At 55.6% G+C, this 22,505-nt stretch carries 20 protein-coding genes; 7 read left to right on the plus strand and 13 right to left on the minus strand.

The window, feature by feature from the left end; translation table 11 throughout:
- Positions 1–351 precede the first annotated feature (351 nt).
- Entirely contained in the window at positions 352–1,293 is a 942-nt protein-coding gene (locus ACOTZF_RS14520; protein ID WP_097533874.1) for a TIGR01212 family radical SAM protein, read from the plus strand.
- Here the strand turns inward: ACOTZF_RS14520 and ACOTZF_RS14525 are convergent.
- Positions 1,273–2,775, minus strand: a complete 1,503-nt coding sequence (locus ACOTZF_RS14525; RefSeq protein ID WP_013098956.1) for a helicase HerA-like C-terminal domain-containing protein — start codon at positions 2,773–2,775, stop codon at positions 1,273–1,275. The genes ACOTZF_RS14520 and ACOTZF_RS14525 overlap by 21 nt on opposite strands.
- A gap of 137 nt (positions 2,776–2,912) precedes the next feature.
- Between ACOTZF_RS14525 and ACOTZF_RS14530 the strand changes: the two genes are divergently transcribed.
- Positions 2,913–4,559: a dihydroxyacetone kinase subunit DhaK gene (locus ACOTZF_RS14530; RefSeq protein WP_038420702.1), complete on the plus strand. Its 1,647-nt coding sequence runs from the start codon at positions 2,913–2,915 to the stop codon at positions 4,557–4,559.
- A 205-nt stretch (positions 4,560–4,764) separates the two neighbouring features.
- Here the strand turns inward: ACOTZF_RS14530 and ACOTZF_RS14535 are convergent, their stop codons facing one another.
- From ACOTZF_RS14535 to pepA, 6 genes are all read right to left on the minus strand, one after another.
- On the minus strand, positions 4,765–4,947 hold the full coding sequence (locus ACOTZF_RS14535; protein ID WP_129253358.1) for a hypothetical protein: 183 nt from the start codon (positions 4,945–4,947) through the stop codon (positions 4,765–4,767).
- A gap of 105 nt (positions 4,948–5,052) precedes the next feature.
- On the minus strand, positions 5,053–6,072 hold the full coding sequence (gene ahr, locus ACOTZF_RS14540; protein ID WP_129253355.1) for an NADPH-dependent aldehyde reductase Ahr: 1,020 nt from the start codon (positions 6,070–6,072) through the stop codon (positions 5,053–5,055).
- Between the two features lie 83 nt (positions 6,073–6,155).
- Entirely contained in the window at positions 6,156–6,659 is a 504-nt protein-coding gene (locus ACOTZF_RS14545; protein ID WP_040021921.1) for a GNAT family N-acetyltransferase, read from the minus strand.
- A 123-nt stretch (positions 6,660–6,782) separates the two neighbouring features.
- The gene (locus ACOTZF_RS14550; RefSeq protein ID WP_013098952.1) at positions 6,783–9,638 is read right to left on the minus strand and encodes a valine--tRNA ligase; all 2,856 of its coding nucleotides are present in this window, start codon (positions 9,636–9,638) and stop codon (positions 6,783–6,785) included.
- Entirely contained in the window at positions 9,638–10,081 is a 444-nt protein-coding gene (gene holC / locus ACOTZF_RS14555) for a DNA polymerase III subunit chi (RefSeq protein ID WP_008502815.1), read from the minus strand. Before holC ends, ACOTZF_RS14550 begins: the two co-directional genes overlap by 1 nt.
- An 86-nt stretch (positions 10,082–10,167) precedes the next feature.
- Positions 10,168–11,679, minus strand: a complete 1,512-nt coding sequence (pepA, locus tag ACOTZF_RS14560; RefSeq protein WP_013098951.1) for a leucyl aminopeptidase — start codon at positions 11,677–11,679, stop codon at positions 10,168–10,170.
- Positions 11,680–11,945: 266 nt separating this feature from the next.
- Between pepA and lptF the strand changes: the two genes are divergently transcribed.
- From lptF to mtgA, 5 genes are all read left to right on the plus strand, one after another.
- Entirely contained in the window at positions 11,946–13,046 is a 1,101-nt protein-coding gene (gene lptF / locus ACOTZF_RS14565) for an LPS export ABC transporter permease LptF (RefSeq protein ID WP_029883394.1), read from the plus strand.
- Positions 13,046–14,128 (plus strand): LPS export ABC transporter permease LptG, encoded by a 1,083-nt coding sequence (gene lptG / locus ACOTZF_RS14570; RefSeq protein WP_013098949.1) that lies wholly within the window; start codon positions 13,046–13,048, stop codon positions 14,126–14,128. The genes lptF and lptG overlap by 1 nt, the downstream gene beginning before the upstream one ends.
- A gap of 135 nt (positions 14,129–14,263) precedes the next feature.
- Positions 14,264–16,597 carry an aerobic respiration two-component sensor histidine kinase ArcB gene (gene arcB / locus ACOTZF_RS14575; RefSeq protein ID WP_029883392.1) on the plus strand — a complete coding sequence of 778 codons (2,334 nt, stop codon included), beginning with the start codon at positions 14,264–14,266 and terminating at the stop codon, positions 16,595–16,597.
- Between the two features lie 231 nt (positions 16,598–16,828).
- Positions 16,829–17,482: an isoprenoid biosynthesis glyoxalase ElbB gene (elbB, locus tag ACOTZF_RS14580; RefSeq protein WP_129253349.1), complete on the plus strand. Its 654-nt coding sequence runs from the start codon at positions 16,829–16,831 to the stop codon at positions 17,480–17,482.
- Positions 17,479–18,204, plus strand: a complete 726-nt coding sequence (mtgA, locus tag ACOTZF_RS14585; protein WP_013098946.1) for a monofunctional biosynthetic peptidoglycan transglycosylase — start codon at positions 17,479–17,481, stop codon at positions 18,202–18,204. Before elbB ends, mtgA begins: the two co-directional genes overlap by 4 nt.
- A gap of 39 nt (positions 18,205–18,243) precedes the next feature.
- On the opposite strand, the gene npr is transcribed toward mtgA, so the two are convergent.
- The 6 genes from npr to lptB form a co-directional block, all read right to left on the minus strand.
- A complete protein-coding gene (gene npr, locus ACOTZF_RS14590) occupies positions 18,244–18,516 on the minus strand; it encodes a PTS phosphocarrier protein NPr (protein WP_003861872.1) in 273 nt (90 codons plus the stop codon).
- Entirely contained in the window at positions 18,513–19,367 is an 855-nt protein-coding gene (gene rapZ, locus ACOTZF_RS14595) for an RNase adapter RapZ (protein ID WP_013098945.1), read from the minus strand. Before rapZ ends, npr begins: the two co-directional genes overlap by 4 nt.
- A 45-nt stretch (positions 19,368–19,412) precedes the next feature.
- Complete coding sequence (gene ptsN, locus ACOTZF_RS14600; protein ID WP_013098944.1) at positions 19,413–19,904, minus strand: PTS IIA-like nitrogen regulatory protein PtsN; 492 nt, start codon at positions 19,902–19,904, stop codon at positions 19,413–19,415.
- 82 nt (positions 19,905–19,986) lie between these two features.
- Positions 19,987–20,274 carry a ribosome hibernation promoting factor gene (gene hpf / locus ACOTZF_RS14605; RefSeq protein WP_013098943.1) on the minus strand — a complete coding sequence of 96 codons (288 nt, stop codon included), beginning with the start codon at positions 20,272–20,274 and terminating at the stop codon, positions 19,987–19,989.
- A 22-nt stretch (positions 20,275–20,296) separates the two neighbouring features.
- On the minus strand, positions 20,297–21,730 hold the full coding sequence (rpoN, locus tag ACOTZF_RS14610; RefSeq protein WP_013098942.1) for an RNA polymerase factor sigma-54: 1,434 nt from the start codon (positions 21,728–21,730) through the stop codon (positions 20,297–20,299).
- Between the two features lie 47 nt (positions 21,731–21,777).
- Complete coding sequence (gene lptB, locus ACOTZF_RS14615; RefSeq protein WP_013098941.1) at positions 21,778–22,503, minus strand: LPS export ABC transporter ATP-binding protein; 726 nt, start codon at positions 22,501–22,503, stop codon at positions 21,778–21,780.
- Between the last annotated feature and the right edge of the window lie 2 nt (positions 22,504–22,505).

Below are 22,505 nucleotides of genomic sequence, written 5' to 3' on the forward strand. Positions count from 1 at the left end.
TTTACAACCACTAAGCGCCCTGCGAAGTCGCAGCGGAGTGTGATCTGACTCACTATATGAAAGCGGTATTATTGATGCAGCGTGCTGAATGCTGGTTTTTTTACAGGATAATAAACTGCTGTGCGGTTTAAACCCGCATAAAGTCACTGTTTTTCAGTGCTGGCGTTATAAATAAAAAAAACAATCAGAACATAAGGAAAAGTAATCACATTTGTCGTGAATGAAATTGCAGTAATCTTGAGTAGTTATTCAAATAGATAAAGGCCAGCCAGGGCGATTGATCCAGGTCATCGCCGATGGTGGCTAAAAATGGCAGGCTTGTCCCCTTTCTTCGGGACGGTCTATCAGATTATGCAGTTACAGAAATTAGTCAATATGTTTGGTGGGGATCTTTTGCAGCGCTACGGGCAAAAGGTTCACAAGCTGACGCTGCATGGCGGTTTTAGCTGCCCGAATCGCGATGGTACGCTCGGGCGCGGCGGCTGCACCTTCTGTAACGTGGCCTCCTTTGCGGACGAGGCGCAGCAGCATAAATCTATCGCGGAACAGCTCGCGCATCAGGCCCGTCTTGTGAACCGGGCAAAGCAGTATCTGGCCTATTTCCAGGCCTACACCAGCACATGGGCGGAAGTGCAGGTGCTGCGTTCGATGTATCAACAGGCGGTCGCTCAGGCGAACATTGTCGGGCTGTGTGTCGGTACGCGTCCGGACTGCGTGCCCGACGCGGTGCTGGATTTACTCAGCGAGTATAAAGAGCAGGGCTATGAGATCTGGCTGGAACTAGGCCTGCAGAGCGCGCATGACAAAACCCTGCACCGTATTAATCGCGGCCATGATTTTGCCTGCTATCAGCGCACCACGCGCCTGGCCCGCGAACGTGGCCTGAAAGTTTGCACGCATCTGATTGTCGGCCTGCCGGGAGAAGGGCTTCAGCATGGCCTGGAGACGCTGGAAAAAGTCGTTGAGACAGGCGTGGACGGGATCAAGCTGCACCCGCTGCATATTGTGCAGGGCAGCATTATGGCCAAAGCCTGGCAAGCCGGGCGGTTAAACGGCATCGCACTCGACGAGTATACGGTAACGGCAGGGGAGATGATCCGTCATACGCCGCCCGAGATTGTCTATCACCGTATCTCCGCCAGCGCCCGCCGTCCAACGCTTCTGGCACCGCTATGGTGTGAGAACCGCTGGACGGGGATGGTGGAGATTGACCGCTATCTGCATGAGCACGGTGTGCAGGGCTCGGCGCTGGGACGGCCGTGGGTCGCTCCGCTACCGGCGGCGACCGCCTAACAGACTCCCCAGCATGCCGCGCACTATCTGATTCGTGACCTGCCGCGCGGCGCTTTTCGCCATCGTCTGTACAACGCCATCGCGCTTGCCGCCGCGCGGCCCGGTACTGCCAAACAAAATGTCTTTCAGCCCACCCAGAATGCCGTCATCCACCGCGACTGACTGCCCCCTGGCGGGTGGGGCGTCCTGCGAGTCGGTGGTGGCCTGTACCCCTTTTTGCAGCATCTCGAAGGCAGATTCGCGATCCACTTCATCTTCGTATTTCCCGTAAACCGGGGAGTGGTTAATCAGTCCGTTGCGCTCATCGTCCGTTACCGGCCCCATTCGCGAGCAAGGGGCAATCACCATGGCGCGTTCCACAATGGACGGGCTGCCTTTGGCATCCAGGAAGGAGATCAGCGCCTCACCGGTACCCAGCGCCTGAATCGCCGCTTCGGTATCAAAGGCCGGGTTCGCGCGCATGGTTTGTGCGGCAGCTTTGACGGCTTTCTGATCTTTTGGCGTAAAGGCGCGCAGGGCGTGCTGGACGCGATTACCGAGCTGCCCCAGCACGTTATCGGGGATATCCGACGGGTTTTGCGAAACAAACCACACGCCGACGCCTTTGGAGCGGATCAGCCGGATAACCTGCTCGATCTTGTCGAGCAGCACCTGCGGCGCATCGTTGAACAGCAGGTGCGCTTCGTCGAAGAAGAACACCAGCTTCGGCTTCTCAAGGTCGCCCGCCTCCGGCAGCTGTTCGTAAAGTTCAGAGAGCATCCACAGCAGGCTGGCGGCGTAGAGTTTCGGCATCTGATAGAGCTTCTCTGAGCTCAGAATGTTGATGATGCCTTTGCCGTTGCTGTCAGTGCGCATCCAGTCTTTGATATCGAGCATCGGCTCGCCGAAGAAATGCTCTGCCCCCTGTTGCTCCAGCGTCAGTAACCCGCGCTGAATGGCCCCCACGGAGGCACTGCTGATGTTGCCGTACTGGTTCTGGAAGGATTTAGCGTTATCGCCGATGTATTGGGTAATGGCGCGCAGATCTTTGAAATCGAGCAGCAGCAGCCCCTGATCGTCGGCAATACGGAAGATGATGTTCAACACCCCGGACTGGACATCGTTGAGATTCAGAAGACGGGCCAGCAGCAGCGGGCCAAGATCGGAGACGGTGGCACGTACCGGATGACCTTTCTCACCAAAGATATCCCAGACAACTACCGGGTTGTTGTGCGGCGTCCAGTCATTGACGCCGATATTTTTCAGACGCTCAAGGAGTTTTTCTGAGGGGGCCCCCTCCTGAGCCACACCGGTTAAATCGCCTTTTACATCGGCCATAAAGACCGGCACGCCAATCTCAGAGAGCGATTCGGCCAGCTTCTGCAGGGTAACGGTTTTCCCCGTCCCGGTGGCGCCGGTGATCAGGCCGTGACGGTTCGCCATCGCAGGCAGTAAAAACAGCTCTTTCTCCAGCGTCCTGGCAATTAACAATGGTGTACTCATGATACTCATCCTCTCTTAGTCCTGGGTGGAGTATAGGCAACCTGACGGCAAAATGGCGTTAAAAATTCCTTACTTTGCGGCGTATTACCCAGCGCGGACTATGCTTTTGCATACGGTTCACAACAAGTTGAGAATGTATGTCCAGATTCTTTTTTAATAATCGCAAACAACTGGTCAACGATGCTATTGAAGGCATTCTGATTTCTGCTCCGCACGGTAACCTCGTCAAGCTTGATGTTGATCCTGCCATTCGCATTGTGGCCCGCAGCGACTGGGACAAGAGCCGCGTGGCGGTGATCTCCGGTGGCGGTTCCGGCCACGAGCCTGCACACGCCGGGTTTGTCGGCAAAGGTATGTTGACGGCAGCAGTGTGCGGCGATCTGTTCGCCTCGCCGAGCGTGGATGCGGTGCTGAATGCCATTGTGGCGGTGACGGGTGACCGTGGCTGCCTGCTGATCGTTAAAAACTACACCGGTGACCGCCTGAATTTTGGTCTGGCGGCAGAAAAGGCGAAACGCTACGGCCTGAAGGTGGAGATGGTCATTGTGGCAGACGATATTGCGCTGCCGGACAACAAACAGCCGCGCGGCATTGCCGGTACGGCGCTGGTTCATAAGATCGCGGGTTATGCCGCAGAGCACGGAAAATCGCTGAGTGAAGTGCGTGATATTGCGCAACAGGCCTGCGATAACCTCTGGAGCCTGGGCGTTGCGATGCAAACGTGTAACCTGCCGGGAAGCGACGAGGAAGAAGGGCGCATTAAGCAAGGTCATGTCGAGCTGGGTCTGGGCATTCATGGTGAGCCGGGGGCTTCCGTCGTGGATACGCAGAACAGTAAAGCGATTATCGACACGCTGGTGACGCCGCTCAAGGCGAAGGCGGGTGACGGGCGCTTCGCAGTGTTGATCAATAACCTGGGGGGCGTATCAGCGCTTGAGATGGCTCTGCTCACCAAAGAGCTGGCCCACTCGGCACTGAAAGATAACCTGGCGTACCTGATTGGCCCGGCACCGCTGGTGAGCGCCCTGGATATGAAGGGCTTTTCGCTGACGCTGCTGAAGCTAAACGATCTGTTCGAAAAAGCCCTTCATGAAGAGGTTGAGACGCTGGGCTGGCAGAAGCCGGTGGCGTTTGCCCCGCTGCGTACCCAGGAGCATAGCGCGATCCATGACCGCGTGGAGTTTACCCCGTCCGCAAATCCGCAGGTGGGCGAATATGTCTCTGTGGTGACAAAGACGTTGATTCAGCTGGAAAACCGTCTGAACGCGCTGGATGCGAAAGTGGGGGATGGCGATACCGGATCCACCTTTGCGCAAGGGGCGCGGGAGATTGCGCAGCGTCTGGAGGAGAACAACCTTCCTCTTAACGACGTGTCGACATTACTTCTGCTGGTGGGCGAGCGGCTGGCAACGGTGATGGGCGGATCGAGTGGCGTATTAATGTCGATCTTTTTCACGGCAGCCGGACAAAAGCTGCATGACGGACAATCGCTTGCGGATGCATTGCTGAGCGGGCTGGCACAGATGAAGCAGTATGGCGGGGCCGATCTCGGCGATCGCACGCTGATCGATGCGCTACAGCCGGCGCTGGAGACGTTGCAGAAAAACGATCTTCAGGCGGCGGCGCAGGCGGCACAGCAGGGCGCAGAGGCAACGGCCAGAATGGGCAAAGCGGGCGCGGGACGTTCGTCGTATGTGAATAAAGAGAATCTGGATGGGGTAATGGATCCGGGAGCGGTTGCGGTGGCAGAGGTGTTTAAGGCCATGGTAGAAGCAAAACGGTAACAACCGTTACCGTTTTTAGTGTTTGCACCCTCTCCCTGTGGGCTGAGGGATCCCCAGTAATTTTTTTACCGAAAGCGACGAAAGTTGTTTCAGGAAAATGAATGATTTACAGCGACGCCCTGGTCCGGCTGTAAATCGCTGAGGCGTTTCCTGCAGGCCGGGGCGAGGCGCATGGATGCGCCGAGAGGGCGGCTTTACAGGGACGTTACATCCGCCCGTCCCCGATAAGCCGGAAGGAATAAGCCGAAGGTACCGCGAAGCGGCGATTTACCGCCGGGAGCCCGGGTTGCCAGGGTGGTGGCGACTGAGCCACCCTGGCACGTTCACGGGTCATGTTGTTACAGAGCAGCAAGGAACGTAAAGTGAACGGAATTACCTCTACAGCCATATGTTCCCCCTCACCCCAGCCCTCTCCCTCAAGGGAGAGGGAGTCCTCCGTGCAGGTATTATTTTGTGAGGAACCCTCAGCCCTGTGGGAGAGGGGTGTGTCACATTAAAAATCTGCTTTCAACACCACACGGTAACGGGCTTTGCCGTCACGCACGTGCTGGATCGCTTCGTTGATTTTCGACATCGGATAGAGTTCGGTGGTTGGCGATACTTTCGTGCGCCCGGCGAACTTCATCAGTTTGCGCAACTCGAACGGCGTGCCGGTTGCAGAGCCGGACACGCTGCGATCCCCGCCGATCAGGGTAAACGCCGGAACCGGCAGCGGCTTCAGCACGGCACCCACAGTATGGAAGTTACCGCCGTAGGCCAGTGCTTCAAAGTACGGCTGCCAGTTGAGATCGACATTAACGGTGTTGATGATCAGATCGAATTGACCCGCCAGTGCTTTCAGCGCGTCTGGATCGCGGCTGTTCACCACTTTATCCGCTCCCATCGCCAGCACTTCTTGTTCTTTCGCCGGGTTAGAACTGAATGCCGTCACTTCGCAGCCCATCGCGTGCAGCAGTTTGATGGCAATATGACCGAGCCCCCCGATACCAATCACACCCACACGGCTGGTGGCGGTGATATGGTGCATCAGCAGCGGTTTAAAGACAGTAATGCCGCCGCACAGCAGCGGGCCTGCGGATTCGATATCAATGCTGTCCGGCAGCGGAATGACCCATTGCCAGTCGGCGCGCAGTTTATCGGCAAAACCGCCCCTGTTGAGGATGGTTGGAACGGCGCCTTCAAGGCAGTTGATCTGGTTGCCGCTGATACAGGCGTCGCAATGACCGCAGCTGCGTGCCGTCCAGCCAATACCCACGCGCTGGCCCACTTTCAGGCCTTTGTCCTGCGCAGCGCTGCCGAGCGCCACGACGCGGCCAATCACTTCGTGTCCGGCGATCAGTGGATAGCTTGAAAAGCCCCATTCGTTGTCGATCATGGAGAGATCCGAGTGGCAGATCCCGCAGTAATCAACCTGTACTTCGACGTCTTCCGCTTTTAGTTCGCCCGCATCGTACTCGTACAGTTCAAGTTCTGCACCCGCCTGCGGTGCGGCGTAGCTTTTTATCTTCGACATCGTGTTTCCCCCGTTATGGTGTGAACTGAGAGTGTAGAGCATTCAGTTAACCACCGCTTAACAGAAGAGGGCAGCAAAAGTATTTACAGCGTTTTCAGCATCCTGACTTCGCAATCGACGTGGCCGGTGCAGCCCAGCGGTGCATCAATATGCTCAAAGCCGAGATGTTCATACAGGCCGATGGCCTCTTTGAGAAAGGCGGTTGTTTCGAGGTAACAGCGTGTAAAACCCTGATTGCGGGCATAGTCGAGTGCGACCAGCGCCAGTTTCTTCGCCAGGCCTAGTCCGCGAACAGATGGCAGGAAATACATTTTCTGCAGCTCGCAGATATCCGGCTCGCTGCAGCTGAGCGGAGCAACGCCGCCGCCGCCCACCACCTGGCCATTCTGCTCAATAACCCAGTAGGCATGGCCCGGCTGGCTGTAAAGCTGGAACAGCTCGTCCAGATTTGGATCAGCAACCGTATAGCCTTTATCAGCCGTCAGGCCATATTCGGCAGAAACCGTACGGATAACGGCGGCGATAGCCGGGTTGTCCTGCACAGCGATCCGACGCATCGTCGTCGCGACGGGGGTAATCACGCTCATAGCATTACTCATTACAAAAATTGACACACAACTGCTGTTAATAGCACCGCAGAAAGGGGAGTGCAAGCGAGGAGTTTTCAGGAAGAATACCCCTTACGCCCTGAAGCGTAAGGGGTAAAAGCATTACAGGGCCGCAATCACCGCCTGCTGCTCAATCAGCTTGGTCTTCGCATCGGCGAAAGCAACCAGGCGTTCACGCTCTTTGGCGATGACCGCTTCCGGCGCTCGGGCGACAAAGCCTTCGTTCGCCAGTTTGCTTTCGATTTTGCCAATTTCCACGTCGACTTTCGCCACTTCTTTCGCCAGACGTGCCAGCTCAGCGTCTTTGTCGACGAGACCCGCCATTGGGATCAGCAGCTCAGCGCCGTCGATGATTTTCGTCACGGAGACCGGACCTTTGTCATCGGCTGGCAGCACGGTGATGCTTTCCAGACGCGCCATGGTTTTCAGGAAGGTATTGTTCTCGGTGACACGACGAACAGCCGCGTCGCTGCAACCGCGCAGGAGCAGTTCCAGCGGTTTGCCCGGGGCGATGTTCATTTCTGCACGGATGTTACGTACAGCGACGATCGCCTGCTTCAGCCACTCGGTATCCGCTGAGGCAGCTTCATCCACTTTAGCGGCATCGAATTCCGGGAACGGCTGCAGCATGATGGTGTCGGCGTTGATGCCCGCGATCGCTTTCACACGCTGCCAGATGGTTTCGGTGATAAATGGAATGATCGGGTGCGCCAGACGCAGCAGGCCTTCCAGCACAGTGATCAGCGTGTTACGCGTGCCGCGCAGCTCTGCCTCCGTTCCGCCGTTCATGACCGGCTTCGCCAGCTCCAGGTACCAGTCACAGAACTGGTTCCAGGTGAATTCGTACAGAATGCCCGCCGCGATGTCGAAGCGGTAGCTGTCCAGCGCCTCGCGGAACGCTTTCACCGTCTGGTTGAATTCCGCCAGGATCCAGCGGTCGGCCAGAGAGAGGATCATCTCGCCGCCGTTGAAGCCGCAATCCTGATCTTCGGTGTTCATCAGCACGAAGCGGCTGGCGTTCCACAGTTTGTTACAGAAGTTACGGTAACCTTCCAGACGCTTCATGTCCCAGTTGATGTCGCGACCGGTAGAGGCCAGCGCCGCCAGGGTGAAACGCAGGGCGTCAGTACCGTGAGATTCAATCCCGTTCGGGAACTGTTTCTCGGTGCGCTTGCGGATCTTCTCTGCCAGCTGTGGCTGCATCATGTTACCGGTGCGTTTTTCCAGCAGCTCTTCCAGGGAGATCCCGTCCACCATATCCAGCGGGTCAATGACGTTGCCCTTGGATTTGGACATCTTCTGGCCTTCATCGTCACGGATAAGACCGGTCATATAGACGGTATGGAACGGAACCTGCGGCTTGCCGTTTTCATCTTTAATGAAGTGCATGGTCATCATGATCATGCGGGCAATCCAGAAGAAGATGATATCGAAGCCGGACACCATCACGCTGGTTGGGTGGAACTGACGCAGCGCGTCGGTGTTCTCTGGCCAGCCGAGGGTGGAGAAGGTCCACAGCGCGGAGGAGAACCAGGTATCCAGCACGTCTTCGTCCTGACGCAGGGCAACGTCTGCGCTCAGGTTGTTTTCCTGACGCACTTCATCTTCGCTGCGGCCAACGTATACGTTGCCTTCGTTGTCGTACCATGCCGGGATACGGTGACCCCACCACAGCTGACGGGAGATACACCAGTCCTGAATATCGCGCATCCAGGAGAAGTACATGTTTTCGTACTGCTTCGGCACGAACTGAATGCTGCCGTTTTCAACCGCTTCAACAGCCGGTTTTGCCAGCACGTCGGCACGCACATACCACTGGTCGGTCAGCATTGGCTCGATAACCACGCCACCACGGTCGCCGTACGGCACGGTCAAATCGTGAGGTTTAATCTCTTCCAGCAGGCCGAGTGCGTCAACAGCAGCCACAATCGCTTTACGCGCGGCAAAGCGTTCCAGCTTCTGGAACTCTGCCGGAATGTCGCTTGAGTAAACGTCGGATTCGTTGCCTTTGGTGTCATACACTTCTGCGCTTTCACGGATGTCACCGTCGAACGTCAGAATGTTGATCATCGGCAGGGCGTGACGACGACCCACTTCGTAGTCGTTGAAGTCGTGCGCCGGGGTGATTTTCACGCAGCCGGTGCCTTTTTCCATGTCGGCGTGTTCGTCGCCCACTATCGGAATGCGGCGGTTCACCAGCGGCAGCACCACGAATTTGCCAATCAGATCTTTATAACGCGGATCTTCCGGGTTAACGGCCACGCCGGTATCGCCCAGCAGGGTTTCCGGACGGGTGGTTGCCACCACTAAGTAATCTTTACCGTCTGCGGTTTTCGCGCCGTCGGCCAGCGGATAGCGGATGTGCCACATGGAACCTTTAGACTCGCGGTTTTCCACTTCCAGGTCAGAGATCGCGGTGCGCAGTTTCGGGTCCCAGTTAACCAGGCGTTTGCCACGGTAAATCAGGTCTTCTTTGTACAGACGGACGAACACTTCTTTTACGGCGTTGGAAAGGCCTTCGTCCATGGTGAAACGCTCGCGCTCCCAGTCTACGGAGTTACCGAGACGGCGCATCTGACGGGTAATGGTGCCGCCAGATTCTGCTTTCCACTGCCAGATTTTGTCGATAAAGGCGTCGCGACCGTAATCGTGACGGGTTTTACCCTCTTCAGCGGCAATCTTACGCTCAACCACCATCTGGGTCGCGATACCCGCGTGGTCAGTCCCCGCCTGCCACAGGGTGTTTTTGCCCTGCATGCGCTGGTAGCGGATCATGGTATCCATGATGGTCTGCTGGAAGGCATGACCCATATGCAAACTGCCGGTGACGTTCGGCGGCGGGATCATGATGCAGAAGGACTCTTTGCTTTCATCGCCGTTAGGCTTGAAATAGCCCTGCTGTTCCCAGTGCTCGTAAAGCGGCTGTTCGATATCGCGTGGGTTATATGTCTTTTCCATTATTTCCAGGTTGCCGTATTCAGGTTAAAACCAGCCAGGCGGTACGCTTTGTAGCGTTCGCGCGCCAGTTGTTTCAAGGATTCTTCGTAAGGGACAAAGTCTACCACTTCTGTGAAAGCGGTGGCAAAATCTGCAAAATCTATCCGCAGGCTAATCAGAATATCGCGCGCGCTGCTGTTGCGCTTTTGCGGCCAGGCTATCTCGACCGGTGCGCCGCCGCGCGGCCCTTCGCCAGACAGGTTATGCGGTACAAAACTCTCCGGCGGGCGCGCCCACAGCGCTTCGTCAAGACGAATCGCCTGCTGTTCATCTTCACAGGCAATTAGAACCCGCTTACCTGCGCGCCAACGTTCTGCGGCAATTTCACACACCAGCTGTTCTACAGCGCTGAGGCCATCCTGATGGGTGTCGTTGTCCAGAAGGTAGAACGTTGCATTCTTCATATATGGGGCTTCTTGTGCTCACTTTAAATGCTTAAGCCGGGTGGCGGCTTCGCCTTACCCGGCCTACGGTTTACTGCCGTTTTGACTTACTCGTCGCCATTAAATCCGGCGCGATTGAGCAGGAACTGCGACAGCAATGCAACCGGACGACCAGTCGCGCCTTTGGCTTTTCCGGAGCGCCATGCGGTGCCGGCAATATCCAGGTGCGCCCAGTTGTACTTGCGGGTGAAGCGTGCCAGGAAGCAGCCCGCGGTGATGGCACCACCAGGACGGCCGCCGATGTTCGCCATGTCCGCAAAGTTAGATTCCAGCTGTTCCTGGTATTCGTCACCCAATGGCAGACGCCATGCGCGGTCACCGGCTTGTTCGGACGCGCCGATAAGCTCGTGCGCCAGCGGATTGTGGTTCGACATCAGGCCGGTGATGTGGTGGCCCAGCGCGATCACGCAGGCACCGGTCAGGGTGGCTACGTCGATCACCACGTCAGGTTCGAAGCGTTCAACGTAGGTTAATACGTCGCACAGCACCAGACGGCCCTCGGCATCGGTGTTCAGCACCTCAACGGTCTGGCCGGACATGGTGGTCAGGACATCACCCGGACGATAAGCGCGTCCACCCGGCATGTTTTCGCAGCCCGCCAGCACGCCGATAACGTTAATCGGTAACTGAAGTTCAGCCACCATACGCATCACGCCATACACCGCCGCTGCACCACACATGTCGTACTTCATCTCATCCATGCCTTCAGAAGGCTTGATGGAGATACCACCGGAGTCGAAGGTCAGGCCTTTACCAACCAGCACAACAGGACGCGCGTCTTCTGACGGATTGCCCTTGTATTCGATAACCGACATCAGGGATTCGTTCTGCGAGCCGTTGCCCACCGCCAGGTAAGAGTGCATACCCAGCTCTTTCATCTGCTGTTCGCCGATAACGCGGGTGATGACATTCTTGCTATAGGAGTCAGCCAGCTGGCGCGCCTGAGAGGCCAGATAGGCGGCGTTACAGATATTAGGCGGCATGTTGCCCAGATCTTTTGCGGCTTTAATCCCGGCGGCAATCGCCAGACCGTGCTGGATGGCGCGCTCGCCGCTGGTGAGTTCGCGACGGGTTGGCACGTTAAAGACCATTTTACGCAGCGGACGGCGCGGCTCGCTTTTGTTGGTCTTGAGCTGATCGAAGCTGTACAGGCTCTCTTTTGCGGTTTCGACAGCCTGGCGCACTTTCCAGTAGGTGTTACGACCTTTGACGTGCAGTTCGGTCAGGAAGCAAACGGCTTCCATTGAGCCGGTGTCATTCAGGGTATTAATTGTTTTCTGAATCACCTGCTTATACTGACGTTCATCCAGCTCGCGCTCTTTACCGCAGCCAATCAGCAGAATACGTTCGGACAGCACGTTCGGAACATGGTGCAGTAACAGCGTCTGCCCAGGTTTGCCTTCCAGTTCGCCACGGCGCAGCAGGGCGCTAATGTAGCCGTCACTGATTTTATCGAGTTGCTCGGCGATTGGGGAGAGTCGGCGTGGTTCAAAGACGCCCACAACGATGCAGGCACTCCGCTGTTTCTCCGGGCTACCGCTTTTTACACTGAACTCCATGCACTACGCTCCTGAATCTTAAAGACAACAGCGGCTGCTACGGATAGAATTGAAACCTTTCGTAACTCAAGTCCGCTGTTGTGGTGACTTCGTGTTAATCTTACGTTATTACGGTTTCGACACGTCAGAAAAAGTCCTGAAGCGTGAATCCGCCGGGTGTTTTAATCTTAGCGATGATTTCGACGACTCAAGAGAATAAATGACGTTTAAGCCATGAAACAAGCGATTTTCCAGCAAAGAGACGGGTTTTTACGGGCGTATTTAAAGTGATAATCATAAGATATCTGGTGCGGGAGACGCTCAAAAGCCAACTGGCGATCCTCTTCATCCTGCTGCTGATTTTTTTCTGTCAGAAGCTGGTCAAGATCCTCGGTGCGGCCGTTGACGGCGAAATTCCAACGAATCTGGTGCTTTCCCTGCTTGGTTTAGGGATCCCGGAAATGGCGCAGCTTATTCTGCCGCTAAGTCTTTTCCTCGGTCTGCTCATGACGCTCGGTAAGCTTTATACCGAGAGTGAAATCACGGTGATGCATGCCTGTGGTTTGAGCAAGGCTGTTCTGGTGAAAGCCGCCATGATACTGGCGCTGTTCACGGGTATCGTCGCCGCGGTGAATGTGATGTGGGCGGGCCCAATGTCCTCTCGTCATCAGGATGAAGTGCTGGCTGAAGCAAAAGCGAACCCCGGTATGGCGGCATTAGCGCAGGGGCAGTTCCAGCAGGCGACCGACGGAAACTCAGTGCTGTTTATTGAGAGCGTCGACGGCAGTAAATTCAACGACGTCTTCCTGGCGCAGCTGCGGACCAAAGGAAACGCCCGTCCATCGGTGGTGGTGGCAGACTCCGGTCAGCTTGCGCAGCGCAAAGATGGTTCCCAGGTCGTGACGCTGAATAAAGGCACCCGCTTTGAAGGCACCGCGATGCTTCGTGACTTCCGTATTACGGATTTCCAGAACTATCAGGCCATTATTGGTCATCAGGCGGTGGCGCTCGATCCAACGGATACCGAGCAAATGGATATGCGTACGCTGTGGAACACCGATACCGACAGAGCGCGTGCGGAGTTCCACTGGCGTATTACGCTCGTCTTCACCGTGTTTATGATGGCATTGATTGTAGTGCCGCTGAGCGTGGTGAACCCGCGTCAGGGGCGCGTGCTCTCAATGCTGCCGGCGATGCTGCTGTACCTGATCTACTTCCTGCTGCAAACCTCGATTCGTTCTAACGGCGCGAAGGGTAAGCTGGACCCGATGGTCTGGACGTGGTTCGTCAACAGCCTGTACATCTTACTGGCGCTGGGATTAAACCTGTGGGATACGGTGCCAGTGCGCCGCATACGTGCCCGATTTTCGCGTAAAGGAGCCATCTAATGCAGGCGTTTGGCGTTCTTGATCGCTATATCGGTAAAACCATTTTTACCACCATCATGATGACGTTGTTCATGCTGGTGTCGCTCTCCGGCATTATTAAATTTGTCGATCAGCTGAAAAAAGCCGGGCAAGGGAGCTACGACGCGCTGGGTGCAGGGATGTATACCCTGCTCAGCGTGCCAAAAGATGTGCAGATCTTCTTCCCGATGGCAGCCCTGCTGGGCGCGCTGCTGGGGCTGGGGATGCTGGCACAGCGCAGCGAACTGGTTGTGATGCAGGCATCGGGCTTTACCCGTTTGCAGGTGGCGCTGTCGGTCATGAAAACCGCGATCCCACTGGTGCTGCTGACCATGGCGATTGGCGAGTGGGTGGCACCGCAGGGCGAACAGATGGCGCGTAACTATCGTGCCCAGGCGATGTACGGCGGTTCACTGCTCTCTACACAGCAAGGGTTATGGGCGAAAGATGGCCAGAACTTCGTCTATATCGAACGCGTGAAAGGGGATGATGAGCTGGGCGGCGTGAGTATTTACGCCTTCAATGATGAGCGTCGTTTACAGTCTGTACGTCACGCATCGTCAGCGAAGTTTGACCCCGAACACAAGCAGTGGCGGTTATCCCAGGTTGACGAGTCTGACCTGACGAACCCAAAACAGATCACCGGCTCTCAGACGGTGTCCGGGACGTGGAAAACCAACCTCACGCCGGACAAACTCGGGGTGGTGGCGCTGGATCCGGACGCGCTCTCCATCAGCGGGTTGCACAACTACGTCAAATACCTGAAGTCGAGCGGGCAGGATGCCGGGCGTTATCAGCTCAATATGTGGAGCAAAATCTTCCAGCCGATGTCCGTGGCGGTGATGATGCTGATGGCCCTGTCGTTTATCTTTGGCCCGCTGCGTAGCGTACCGATGGGTGTTCGAGTGGTCACCGGGATCAGCTTCGGCTTTGTATTCTACGTCCTCGATCAGATCTTTGGCCCGCTGACGCTGGTTTACGGCATTCCGCCAATTATTGGTGCGCTGCTGCCGAGCGCCAGCTTCCTGCTGATCAGCCTCTGGCTGCTGCTGAAACGCTCCTGATTGTCCTCTCCTCGCTTCCGGTTAGCCGGAAGCGAGGCTAATCTCCTGTTTCACCCCGCACTTTTTCTCACAACCTTCAACGTCCCGCCGCGAATTTGAGTATTATTGAGCGATAAAGTCGTGAAGGGATCCTCTATGAAGCAAATTCGAATGCTTGCCCAGTACTACGTCGACCTGATGATGAAGCTCGGGCTGGTGCGTTTCTCCATGCTGCTGGCGCTGGCGCTGGTTGTTCTGGCCATTGTCGTGCAAATGGCCGTGACCATGGTGTTGCATGGTCAGGTCGAGAGTATCGACGTCATCCGCTCTATCTTCTTCGGTTTGCTGATCACCCCCTGGGCGGTCTATTTTCTTTCCGTCGTCGTTGAACAGCTGGAGGAGTCCCGTCAGCGCCTGTCAAAACTGGTTGATAAGCTGGAAGAGATGCGCGAGCGCGATTTAAAGCTCAACGTCCAGCTGAAAGACAACATTGCCCAGCTTAACCAGGAGATTTCAGATCGTGAGAAGGCGGAAGCCGAGCGTCAGGCGACGCTTGAGCAGCTGAAAATCGAAATGAAAGAGCGTGAGGTGACGCAGATCCAGCTTGAGCAGCAATCCTCTTTCCTGCGTTCATTCCTTGATGCTTCTCCGGATCTGGTTTTCTACCGTAACGAAGACAAAGAGTTCTCCGGCTGTAACCGGGCGATGGAGCTGCTGACCGGCAAAAGCGAAAAGCAGCTGATCCACCTGAAACCCCAGGATGTGTACTCCGAAGAGGCGGCCGCCAAGGTCATGGAGACGGACGAAAAAGTCTTCCGCCACAATGTCTCGCTGACCTATGAACAGTGGCTGGATTACCCGGACGGGCGTAAAGCCTGCTTTGAAATCCGTAAAGTGCCGTACTACGACCGCGTCGGGAAACGCCACGGCCTGATGGGCTTTGGCCGCGATATCACCGAGCGTAAGCGTTATCAGGATGCCCTTGAGCGCGCCAGCCGCGATAAGACGACCTTCATCTCCACCATAAGCCATGAACTGCGTACCCCGTTGAACGGCATCGTCGGCTTAAGCCGTATTCTGCTGGACACCGACCTGACGGCGGAACAGGAAAAATACCTCAAAACGATCCATGTCTCGGCGGTCACGCTGGGGAATATCTTCAACGATATTATTGACATGGATAAGATGGAGCGCCGTAAAGTCCAGCTTGATAACCAGCCGGTTGATTTCACCAGCTTCCTTGCCGATCTGGAAAACCTGTCCGGCCTGCAGGCGCAGCAGAAGGGGCTGAGCTTTGTCATGGAGCCAACCCTGCCGCTGCCGCACAAAGTGGTCACGGACGGCACGCGTCTGCGCCAAATCCTCTGGAACCTGATCAGTAACGCGGTGAAATTTACCCAGCAGGGGCAGGTGGCGGTGCGTATCCGTTATGACGAAGGAGACATGCTGCACTTTGAGGTGGAAGACTCAGGCATTGGCATTCCGCAGGAAGAGCAGGACAAAATCTTTGCCATGTATTATCAGGTGAAGGACAGCAACGGTGGTAAGCCTGCTACCGGCACGGGCATTGGCCTTGCGGTATCGAAACGGCTCGCGAAGAGCATGGGCGGTGATATCACCGTGGCCAGCCAGGCGGGCAAAGGCTCTACCTTTACGCTGACGGTGCATGCCCCGGCGGTGGCAGAAGAGGTTGAGGATACCTTTGAACAAGACGATATGCCGCTCCCGGCGCTGCATGTTCTGCTGGTAGAAGACATCGAGCTGAACGTGATTGTGGCGCGCTCGGTGCTGGAAAAACTGGGTAACAGCGTGGACGTGGCGATGACCGGAAAAGCCGCGCTGGAGATGTTTAAACCGGGCGAATATGACCTCGTCCTGCTGGATATTCAACTGCCGGACATGACCGGGCTGGATATCTCCCGTGCGCTGACAACGCAGTATGCCGCCGATGAACTGCCGCCGCTGGTCGCGCTGACGGCCAACGTCCTGAAAGATAAAAAAGAGTACCTCGATGCCGGTATGGATGATGTGCTCAGCAAGCCGCTGGCGGTGCCTGCTCTGACCGCCATGATCAAGAAGTTCTGGGATACCCATGATGAAGAGGAGAGCACCATGACGTCTGTTGATAGCGCGAAGACCCAAACGATTCTGGATACTGCGATGCTGGAGCAGTACATCGACCTGGTTGGCCCAAAACTGATAACCGATGGTCTGGCCGTGTTCGAAAAAATGATGCCTGGCTACCTGAGCGTGCTGGAGTCCAACCTGACCGCACGCGATCAGAAAGGCATTGTGGAAGAAGGACATAAGATCAAAGGCGCTGCAGGCTCTGTCGGGTTACGCCACTTACAGCAGTTGGGACAACAGATTCAGTCACCTGATTTACCGGCATGGGAAGATAACGTGGGTGATTGGGTCGAAGAGATGAAACAAGAGTGGCAGAACGATGTGGCGGTGCTCAAAGCCTGGGTGGATGCCAGAAAAAAATGACCCCGGCTTAACCGGGGTGCGCGAATACTGCGCCAACACCAGGGAAATCGTGGCTGCGCCTGATTTTTCGTGTTGTTTTCGCATGGGCGCCGCCTGAAAATTTAGGCCGCACGCAGATAAGATAGCAAATCTTAAATGGTTTGTTACATGAATCAGTGAAATGTGTGAAGCATAGCGTTTTAATCAAAATTAATTATGTGCTTCAGCAAGTTGCAAAGAAGGAACGTCAGGATGAAAAAGGTTGGTGTCGTACTGAGCGGATGCGGTGTTTACGATGGTTCAGAAATTCATGAAGCCGTCATCACGCTGCTGGCCCTGGCAAGGCAGGGGGCGGAAGCGATCTGTTTTGCGCCAGACAAAAAGCAGGCAGATGTGATTAATCATCTGACCGGAGAGGCCATGGCGGAAACCCGTAACGTACTGATTGAAGCGGCGCGTATTGCGCGTGGCGATGTCCACCCCCTTATTCAGGCGGACGCCGCTGAGCTCGATGCGTTAATCGTGCCGGGCGGGTTTGGGGCGGCCAAAAATCTCAGTACCTTTGCTTCAGAAAGGGCGGCGTGTCAGATCGATCCCCATTTAAAAGCGCTGTCGCAGGCGATGCACGCGGCAGGTAAACCGCAGGGCTTTATCTGTATCGCGCCGGCAATGCTGCCTAAAATTTTTGATTTCCCGCTGCGGCTGACAATCGGCACCGATATTGATACCGCAGAAATCATTGAGGAGATGGGCGGCGAGCACGTACCTTGTCCGGTGGATGACATTGTGGTGGATGAAGACAACAAGGTCGTTACCACGCCTGCCTGGATGCTGGCGCAGAATATTGCCGAGGCTGCTGCAGGCATCGAAAAACTGGTGGCCAGAGTGCTGGTGTTGACTGAATGAGTCGTAAATTCGGCGCAGGCGCGTGGGTGAAACGCGCCCTGTTGCGCATCGTTCTCGTGCTCGCGGTATTCTGGGGCGGCGGACTCGCCTTATTCAGCATTATGCCGGTCCCGTTTTCGGCCGTGATGGTCGAGCGTCAGCTTGGGGCATGGCTCAGCGGTGATTTCAGCTATGTGGCCCACTCGGACTGGGTAAGTATGGATGAGATCTCACCTTTTATGGGGCTGGCGGTCATTGCGGCAGAGGATCAGAAATTCCCGGAACACTGGGGGTTTGACGTGGCGGCAATCGAGAAAGCGCTGGCGCACAATGAACGCCACGAAAACCGCGTCCGTGGGGCATCGACATTATCGCAGCAAACCGCAAAGAATCTGTTCCTGTGGGACGGTCGCAGCTGGGTACGAAAAGGGCTGGAAGCGGGGTTGACGCTGGGGATGGAAACGGTCTGGAGCAAAAAACGCATTCTGACCGTCTATCTCAATATTGCTGAGTTTGGCGATGGCGTGTTTGGTGTTGAGGCCGCCGCGCAGCGCTATTTCAATAAACCGGCCAGCCGACTGAGTATGTCCGAAGCGGCGCTCCTGGCTGCCGTCTTGCCTAATCCCATCCGCTTTAAGGCTAATGCCCCGTCCGGGTACGTGCGAAGCCGTCAGGCGTGGATCATGCGCCAGATGCGTCAGTTAGGCGGGGAAGGGTTTATGCAGCGTAATAAGCTGATGTAGGGCGGGTAAGCGCAGCGCCACCCGCCAGCGGGGCTGAAATTAATCCTCGTCAAACCCGGCGTTAAACAGCGCAATCACCGCCGCCAGCGCTTCCTCTTCCTGTGGGCCGGTGGCTTCGACTTCAATCTGGCGACCTTTGGCGGAGTCCAGCATCAGCAGCGCAATGACGCTGTTTGCTTCCGCTTCGGTCCCTTCATCATTTCGCAGCAGAACTTCCGCATCGAAACCCTGCATCAGTTCAAACAGCTTCATTGCCGGGCGTGCGTGCATGCCCAGCTTATTGGTGATCTCAACGGTTTGTTTTACGGTCATGTTTTACGTTTTTCCAGCGTGCGATGACGGGACTGAACGTTCTTTCCGCGTGAACGGAAATAGTCGGCCAGCTGTTCGGCGATATAGACCGAACGATGTTTACCGCCGGTACAGCCAATCGCCACCGTCAGATAGCTACGATTGTTTGTCTCCAGCATAGGTAACCATAGCTCAAGGTAGCTTCGCGTCTGGTAGATAAAATTGTGAACTTCTGTGTGCCTGTCGAGGAACGCCGCGACGGGTTTATCCAGACCGGTCATTGGACGCAGTTTCGGATCCCAGTGCGGGTTTGGCAGGAAGCGCACGTCGAAAACATAATCCGCATCGATAGGAATGCCGTGCTTAAAGCCGAATGACTCAAACACCATTGTCAGTTCACGCTCGCGTTTGCCCAGTAAACGGGTACGTAGCATTTCTGCCAGCTCGTGAACGGACATTTCGGAGGTGTCGACAATCAAATCGGCACGTGAGCGCAGGGGCTCCAGCAGGTCGCTCTCTTCGTCGATTGCGCTCTCCAGAGAGAGGTTCTTGCTGGAAAGCGGGTGCAAACGACGGGTATCGCTGTAGCGACGGATCAGCGTGTTGCGGTCCGCATCAAGGAACAGCAACTGAGGTGAAAACGTGTCCGGCAGGTTGCTCATCGCCTGTTCAAAGATTTCTGGCGATTCAGGCATGTTACGGACGTCGATGCTGACGGCGGCAGAGATTTGTCTGTCTGCAAGGGTGCGTGCCAGCTCGGGCAGCAGTACCACCGGCAGGTTATCTACGCAGTAAAAACCCATGTCTTCCAGCGCGCGCAGGGCGACGGATTTCCCCGACCCTGAACGGCCACTGACAATCATCAGCACCATGTTCCGTTTCTCCTCAGGACAACAGATGTGAAGGCCATCTCCTGGTTATGCCTCATCCTGACTGCCTTCTGCTTCAGTGATAATTTCATAAAGCTCTTCATCACTTTGCGCTGAGCGCAGTCGACGGCAGATGGTTTTATCGGCCAGGCGTTTAGCGACCAGTGAAAGCGTATGCAGATGGGTTTTCGTCTGATCGGCAGGAACCAGCAGCGCGAAGAGGAGATCAACGGGCTGGTTATCGATGGCATCAAAGGCAATAGGCGTTTCCAGTTGCACAAACACACCGACGGCACGCAGGGTGTCCTCTTCCAGTTTGCCATGCGGGATCGCAATGCCGTTGCCGATACCGGTACTGCCCATTTTTTCACGGGTCAGGATGGCTTCGAATACGACCTGCGGTGGCAGGCCCAGCTGTTTTGCGGCCAGTTCACTGATAATCTCCAGCGCACGTTTTTTGCTCTGGCAGTGAACGCCACTGCGGGTACATTCCTGGTTAAGGACATTGCTCAATTGAAGAGCGGAATCGTTGTTCATCATAATTTCACCTAAGCGCTAACTGTACAAATGGCCTGTTGTGCTCCACAACAGGCCTTCCTGCACCCGTTAACTGCCCGGACAATTAGTGTTGTTTCAGTTTATCTTTATGTTTATTGAGCTGTCTTGCAAGCTTATCAATCAAGCCGTCGATAGCAGCGTACATGTCTTGCCCTTCCGCACTGGCGTGGAGTTCGCCCCCATTGACATGCAGGGTTGCATCCGAGATATGAGTCACTTTCTCCACTTTCAACACAATATAGACCTGATTGATCCTTTCGAAATACTGCTCGAGTTTTGCGAATTTCGTGTTCACAAAGTCGCGTAAAGCTTCAGTAATTTCGACGTTTTGTCCAGTGATGTTGAGCTGCATAGTGTCTTCCTTATCGGTTGTGTCAGACCAGCTGTTTACGCTGGTTAGACGGCGGAATGGATAAAGACTCTCGATACTTCGCAACAGTACGACGTGCCACCATAATACCCTGGTCGGACAGCATGGTGGTTAACTTACTGTCGCTCAGTGGCTTCGCGGGGTTCTCCGCGGCGATCAACTTCTTCACCAGTGCACGAATCGCCGTTGACGAGGCTTCGCCACCGCCTTCGGTATTCACATGGCTGGAGAAGAAATACTTAAGCTCAAATATACCGCGAGGACTGTGCAGATACTTCTGCGTGGTCACGCGGGAAATCGTTGATTCATGCATCTCGACGGCCTGGGCGATATCCGCCAGCACCATCGGTTTCATATACTCTTCGCCCTGCTCAAAGAAAGCCTGCTGTTGTTCGACGATACAGCGGCTCACCCGCAACAGCGTATCATTGCGGCTCTCCAGGCTTTTGATTAACCAACGCGCTTCCTGCAGATTGCTACGAATATACTGGTTGTCGGCGTCGTTACGCGCGCTGGTGCACATGGAGGCATATTGCTGATTGATTTGCAGGCGAGGAATGCTGTCTGAATTGAGTTCAACGACCCAGCGGCCGTTGTGTTTTCTGACCAGCACGTCAGGTATGACGTATTCAGGCTCACTGGTCTGGATCGACTGGCCGGGGCGAGGATCGAGCGACTGAATCAGGTTAACCGCCTCTTTCAGCACCTCTTCTTTCAGACGCGTAACGCGCATCAGGGTACGGAAATCATGGTTAGCCAGCAGATCCAGATGATCGCTGATGATTAAGCGGGCTTCATCGATCCAGGGCGTCTCTTTGCTGAACTGCGAAAGCTGGATCAGCAGACAGTCGCGCAGGTCTTTCGCTGCTACGCCCACCGGGTCGAAACGCTGAATGCGCTTCAGAACGGCTTCTATCTCTTCAAGTTCAATCTCGTCATCGCCCATGCTTTCCAGAATATCGTCCAGCGTGACGGTCAGATAGCCGGTGTCGTCAACGGCATCGACAATCGATGTAGCAATCGCGCGATCGGTATCGGAGAAAGGGGTCAGCTCCACCTGCCACATCAGGTAATCCTGTAGTGACTGGGTGGTTTCACCCTGATAGACCGGTAGCTCATCGTCCTGGTAGTCTGCACGCGTGCCGGAAGGGGTTCCGGCGGTGTAGATTTCATCCCAGCTGGCATCCAACGGAAGCTCGTCCGGCATCTCTTTTTGTTCGAGTGCATCGGCGGTATCGAGGGCTTCCGTGTCCTGTGATTGCTGAGTGTCTACCTCGTCATGAAGATCGGCTTGCTCCAGCAGCGGATTGCTGTCCAGCGCTTGCTGGAGCTCCTGCTGGAGTTCTAATGTGGACAGTTGCAACAGGCGAATCGCCTGCTGTAACTGCGGCGTCATCGCCAGTTGTTGGCTGAGCCTTAATTGCAAACCTTGCTTCATGTTCAGAGCATTTTTCTCCGGTTCGGCGTTACTTTACCTCTACCCTATCAGAGTCTGAAGTCTTCCCCAAGATAGACGCGCTTAACATGATCATCTTCGAGGATCTGCTGTGGCGTGCCGTGGGCGATCAGGTTGCCCTGGCTCACGATATACGCACGTTCACATACGGCCAGTGTTTCACGGACGTTGTGGTCAGTAATCAACACGCCAAGACCGCTGTCGCGCAGATGCTCAATAATACGTTTAATGTCGATAACGGAGATGGGGTCAACGCCTGCAAATGGTTCATCCAGCAGGATGAACTTCGGGTTTGCTGCCAACGCGCGTGCAATTTCAACACGGCGGCGTTCCCCCCCGGACAGCGCCTGACCGAGGCTATCGCGCAGGTGCTCAATGTGAAACTCTTCCATCAGCTCGTTGGCGCGATCCTGACGCTGTTCGCTGGTCAGGTCGTCACGAATTTGCAGAACGGCCATCAGGTTATCGAAGACGCTCAGGCGACGGAAAATGGAGGCTTCCTGCGGCAGGTAGCCAATACCACGGCGTGCGCGCGCATGCAGTGGCAGAAGGCTGATGTCTTCATCATCAATGATGATGTTACCGGCATCGCGTGGGACAATACCCACGACCATGTAGAAGGTCGTGGTTTTACCTGCACCGTTTGGACCAAGCAGGCCTACAATTTCGCCGGAGTTGACGGTCAGACTGACATCTTCCACGACACGGCGGCCCTTATAGGCCTTCGCGAGATTTTTTGCAGTTAATGTTGCCATAA

It is taken from the genome of Enterobacter cloacae complex sp. SHL021, from assembly GCF_049237765.1.
Taxonomy (GTDB): Bacteria; Pseudomonadota; Gammaproteobacteria; order Enterobacterales; family Enterobacteriaceae; genus Enterobacter; species Enterobacter cloacae.